Annotated in this window: 5 protein-coding genes; all 5 read right to left on the bottom strand. The window is 67.4% G+C overall.

The window, feature by feature from the left end; translation table 11 throughout:
- Window positions 1–109: 109 nt before the first annotated feature.
- The 5 genes from AC1DQP_RS17000 to lpxD are packed head-to-tail and all read right to left on the bottom strand — an operon-like array spanning window position 110 to window position 4328.
- Window positions 110–769 (bottom strand): ribonuclease HII, encoded by a 660-nt coding sequence (locus AC1DQP_RS17000; RefSeq protein WP_256776814.1) that lies wholly within the window; start codon window positions 767–769, stop codon window positions 110–112.
- Window positions 766–2046 (bottom strand): lipid-A-disaccharide synthase, encoded by a 1281-nt coding sequence (lpxB, locus tag AC1DQP_RS16995; protein WP_478052061.1) that lies wholly within the window; start codon window positions 2044–2046, stop codon window positions 766–768. The genes AC1DQP_RS17000 and lpxB overlap by 4 nt, the downstream gene beginning before the upstream one ends.
- A complete protein-coding gene (gene lpxA, locus AC1DQP_RS16990) occupies window positions 2043–2834 on the bottom strand; it encodes an acyl-ACP--UDP-N-acetylglucosamine O-acyltransferase (protein ID WP_256776812.1) in 792 nt (263 codons plus the stop codon). Before lpxA ends, lpxB begins: the two co-directional genes overlap by 4 nt.
- Window positions 2835–2853: 19 nt before the next feature.
- On the bottom strand, window positions 2854–3309 hold the full coding sequence (gene fabZ / locus AC1DQP_RS16985) for a 3-hydroxyacyl-ACP dehydratase FabZ (protein ID WP_256776811.1): 456 nt from the start codon (window positions 3307–3309) through the stop codon (window positions 2854–2856).
- Window positions 3306–4328 (bottom strand): UDP-3-O-(3-hydroxymyristoyl)glucosamine N-acyltransferase, encoded by a 1023-nt coding sequence (lpxD, locus tag AC1DQP_RS16980; protein WP_256776810.1) that lies wholly within the window; start codon window positions 4326–4328, stop codon window positions 3306–3308. Before lpxD ends, fabZ begins: the two co-directional genes overlap by 4 nt.
- Window positions 4329–4497: the final 169 nt, after the last annotated feature.

Here is a 4497-nt window from a genome sequence, read left to right as displayed (position 1 = left end):
CGGCGTGTCCCGCCAACCCACCCGCACCGCCCTGCACCGCAAGCAGCCAGCACACCGCTTTGGCTCTTGCTTCAAAGCTTCAAAGCTCTAAAGCTTCAAAAAACCCCAATCACCCCGCCACCGCCACCGCATCGTCAAAACACGCGCGGACCGGGGCGAAACTGCGGCGGTGCTGCGGACAGGGACCGTGCGAACGCAACGCCGCCAGATGCGCCGGCGTCCCGTAGCCCTTGTGCTGATCGAAACCGTACTCGGGATGCTGCTCGTGCAGCGACAGCATGAAACGATCGCGACTCACCTTGGCCAGGATCGAAGCCGCCATGATCGCCCGGTCCAGCCCGTCACCGCCGACCAGCGCCTGTGCCGGGCAGGGCAGGCCCTTGGGCACCACATTGCCGTCGATGCGCGCGAACTGCGCCACGTGCGCCACGCCCTCCACCGCGCGCCGCATGCCCAGCATCGTCGCCTGGTAGATATTCAGCGCATCGATCTCGCCCACCTCCACCATCACCACGTGGAAAGCCAGCGCGCGGTCCAGGATTCTGTCGAACAACTGATCGCGTCGCGCGGCAGTCAATTGCTTGGAATCGTCCAGCCCGTTCAGACGCGGGCGATCCGGACAGAACACCACCGCTGCCACCGCCACCGGCCCGGCCAGGGGGCCGCGACCGGCTTCGTCCACGCCGGCCACGTACCGGGGAGCCACCGTCGCCAGCGCCGCCCCATCGAACAGGGCCATCGATGCCGCCGCCGCGTGCCGCCGGCTCATGCCGCCGCCCCGCCTGCCGCGCGCTTGCCCAGCAGCTCGGCCACCGCGTCGGCCGCCCGTGCCGAGGCATCCTGGCGCAGCTGCAGATGCAGCTGCCGGTAGGTGTCCTGCAGGTCGATCGCGCGCTGTGGATGGTCGAACCACTGCAGGATCGCCGCCGCCAGCTTGTCCGGCGTGCAGTCGTGCTGGATCAGCTCCGGTGCCAGGTCCTTGCCTGCCAGGATGTTGGGCAGGGCGAAACGATTCACCTTGATCAGCCCCAGCGCCTTCACGATGCGGTAAGTCAGCTCGGCCACGCGGTAGCCAACCACCATCGGGCGCTTGACCAGCATGGTCTCCAGCGTGGCCGTGCCCGAGGCCAGCACCACCACGTCGGCGGCGATCATCGCGTTGCGCGCGTCGCCATCGAGCAGGTGCGAATAGGCCACCGGCAACGCCGACCGTGACAGCTGCTCGCTGAGCAGCTGGCGGCAGGCAGGATTGGCCGCCGGTACCACCACATGCAGGCCCGGAATGCGCTCGGACACCTGCCAGGCCGCCTCGAAGAAGGCCTCGCCCAGCTTGCCGATCTCACCCAGCCGGCTGCCTGGCAGCACGGCCAGCACCTTCGCGTTGGACGGCAGGCCCAGGGCCATGCGTGCCGCGTCGCGATCACTCTGCAGCGGAATATCGTCGGCCATCGGATGCCCGACGAAACGCGCATCGATGCCGTGGCGGGCGTAGATCGGCGGCTCCATCGGGAACAGGCACAGCACCAGGTCGGCGCTGGCCCCGATCTTCTCCGCACGCTTCTCGCGCCATGCCCACACTGACGGGCTTACGTAATGCACCGTGGTGATGCCGCGTTCCTTCAACCAGCGCTCCACGCCCAGGTTGAAGTCGGGCGCATCGATGCCGATGAACACATCCGGCTGCCAGTCCAGCGCGCGCGTGCGGAACTGGCCGCGCAGCTTCAAGAGGCGCGGCAGGTGGCGCAGGATTTCGGTCAGGCCCATCACCGCCAGTTCGCTGGCATCGAACCAGGTCTGGCAGCCGGCACTCCGCATCGCATCGCCACCGATCCCGGCGAACTCGGCGTTCGGAAAACGTGCCTTCAGTTCGCGCACCAGGCCCGCACCCAGCAGGTCGCCGGAGGCCTCGCCGGCGACCAGTGCGATCCGCACCGGTCGGTCCGAGGTGTGCGCCAGGTTGGCCTGGCCGAGGGCATCGGCGACCACCGCCAGCTCGATGATCTGCGCGGTCGTGCCGGCTGGGAGGTGCCCGCCCGGAGCCGTCATCGCAGCAGCGGCCTCTCGGCGTGCTCGATGAAGTCCAGCAGGTCCTTGACGTCAGGGCTGTGCTCGGCCTGTTCGGCCAGCTGCACCTTGGCCTCGGCCAGCGGCAAACCGGCCACGTAAAGGGTGCGGTAGGCGCGCTTGATGCTGGCGATGCGCTCGGCATCGAAGCCGCGACGCTTGAGGCCTTCGCTGTTGATCCCGCGCGGCCGGCCGAGCGAGTCGCTGCCGACCATGGTGAACGGCGGCACGTCGCCGTTGGTCAGCGCGCCCATGCCCAGGAAGGCGTGCGCGCCGATCCGGCAGAACTGGTGCGCACCGGCGAAGCCGCTGATGATGACGTAATCGCCGACGGTGACATGGCCGGCCAGCGTGGTGTTGTTGGAGAACACGCAGTGGTTGCCGACGTGGCAGTCATGGGCGACGTGCGTGTAGGCCAGCATCCAGTTGTCGTCACCGACGGTGGTGATACCGCCGCCGCCTTCGGTGCCGCGGTTGATCGTGACGAATTCGCGGATGACGTTGTCATCGCCGATCACCAGCCGGGTGCGTTCACCCTTGTACTTCTTGTCCTGCGGCTCGCCACCGATCGCGGCATGGCCGATGAAGCGGTTGTTGCGGCCGATCCGGGTCGGGCCATGGATCGAGCAGTGCGGTCCCACTTCGGTGCCGGCGCCGATCTCGACGTCGGCGCCGATCAGGCAGAACGCACCGACGCGTACATCCGCAGCCAATCTCGCCGACGGGTCGATGACCGCGGTGGGGTGGATGAGGGGAGCGTTGTCGTTCATTGCAGGTCTCCTGCCCGGGTCATTCGCGGGTGCCGGCGCACAGCACTTCGGCACAGGCGACCACTTCGCCGTCGACCTTGGCCACGCAGTCGTACACCGCCATGTTGCGGATCACCCGCTTGATCTCCACGTGCATTTCCAGCACGTCGCCGGGCACCACCTGCTTGGTGAAGCGGGCCTTGTCGACCTTGACCATGTAGAACAACTTGGACTGGGCATCACGGCCCAGGGTCAGCTGGGTCAGCACGCCACCGGCCTGGGCCATGGCTTCGATGATCAGCACGCCGGGCATGATCGGCTGGCTGGGGAAGTGGCCCTGGAAGAACGGCTCGTTGATGCTGACGTTCTTGGTGGCGATGATCGTGCGCTTCTCGTAATCGATCGCGACAACCTTGTCGACCAGCAGGAACGGGTAGCGGTGGGGGATCAGTGCCTGGATCTGGGTGATGTCAGGCAGCTTCTGGTCGTGGCTCATTCCTTCTCCTTGCTCACAGACAGGATGCGACGGGCCAGGGCATCAAGCTGCTTGAAGCGCGCGGCGTTCTTGCGCCACGTGCGATTGTCGGTCAACGGGGTACCGGACGAGTACTCGCCCGGCTCATGGATGGAATTGCGCACTACCGACTTGCCGGTGATGACGACCTTGTCGCAGATTTCGAGGTGGCCAACGACGCCCACGTGCCCACCCAGCAGGCAGTAACGGCCGATCTTGGCGCTGCCGGCGATGCCGGTGCAGCCGGCGATGGCAGAGTGGGAGCCGATCTGGACGTTGTGGGCGATCTGGACCAGGTTGTCCAGGCGCACGTCGTCGTCGAGCACCGTGTCTTCCAGCGCGCCGCGATCGACGCAGGTGTTGGCACCGATTTCGCAGTCGTTGCCGATGCGCACGCCGCCAAGCTGGGGCACCTTGATCCAGGCGCCGGCGTCCATGGCCAGGCCGAAGCCGTCGGCACCGAGCACGGCGCCGGGATGCACGCGCACGCGCTTGCCGAGCCTGACGCGGGTGACCAGGGTGACGCGGGCGATCAGTTCGCAGCCGGTATCCAGGTGACAGTCTTCGCCGATGATGCTGCCGGCGCCGATGATGCAGTTCTCGCCGACACTGCTGCCGGCACCGATGCTGACGAACGGGCCGATGTGCGCGCTGGCGGCAACCTGGGCGCTGGGGTCGATCACGGCGCTGGGGTGGATGCCAGGCGGTCGCGCGGGGGCGATGTCGAACAGGGCCGCGATCTTGGCGAAGGTGGTGTAGGGGTCTTTGGCGATCAGCGCGGTGCCGGGGGCGGCATCGGCATCCTCGGCGCGCAGCACGACGATCCCGGCCTGGCTGTCGGCCAGGTGGGCGCGGTAACGCGGGTTGGCGAGGAAGGTCAGCTGGCCGGGGCCGGCATGGGCAAGGGTGGCCACGCCATGGATGGCAGTGCTGCCATCGCCATGGACCTGCAGGCCAAACTGCTCGGCGAGTTGCTGGGCGGTATGGGTAGGAGTATTCACGGCGGAAGTTTACCGTGTGGCGCCGGATCGGTCATGCGGGGTGGGGTTTTGGGCCGGGTCGGTTTGTTGTGGCGTGGCGATTGGGTTGCTGTCGCGCGGGTTCGTGGGGGTAGCCCTGTCCAGGACACGCCGTAAAAACCCATCCTTGCGGGGGCGTGGGCTGCATCCA

The organism is Stenotrophomonas sp. P5_A8, assembly GCF_056400545.1.
The sequence above is the reverse complement of the archived record's forward strand: the minus strand, read 5'-3'. Positions and strand labels throughout refer to the sequence as shown.

Bases quoted from the DNA above. Each gene is read 5' to 3' on its own strand.
- AC1DQP_RS17000 (WP_256776814.1), bottom strand. From the start codon at position 769: ATGAGCCGGCGGCACGCGGCGGCGGCATCGATGGCCCTGTTCGATGGG.
- lpxB (WP_478052061.1), bottom strand. From the start codon at position 2,046: ATGACGGCTCCGGGCGGGCACCTCCCAGCCGGCACGACCGCGCAGATC.
- lpxA (WP_256776812.1), bottom strand. From the start codon at position 2,834: ATGAACGACAACGCTCCCCTCATCCACCCCACCGCGGTCATCGACCCG.
- fabZ (WP_256776811.1), bottom strand. From the start codon at position 3,309: ATGAGCCACGACCAGAAGCTGCCTGACATCACCCAGATCCAGGCACTG.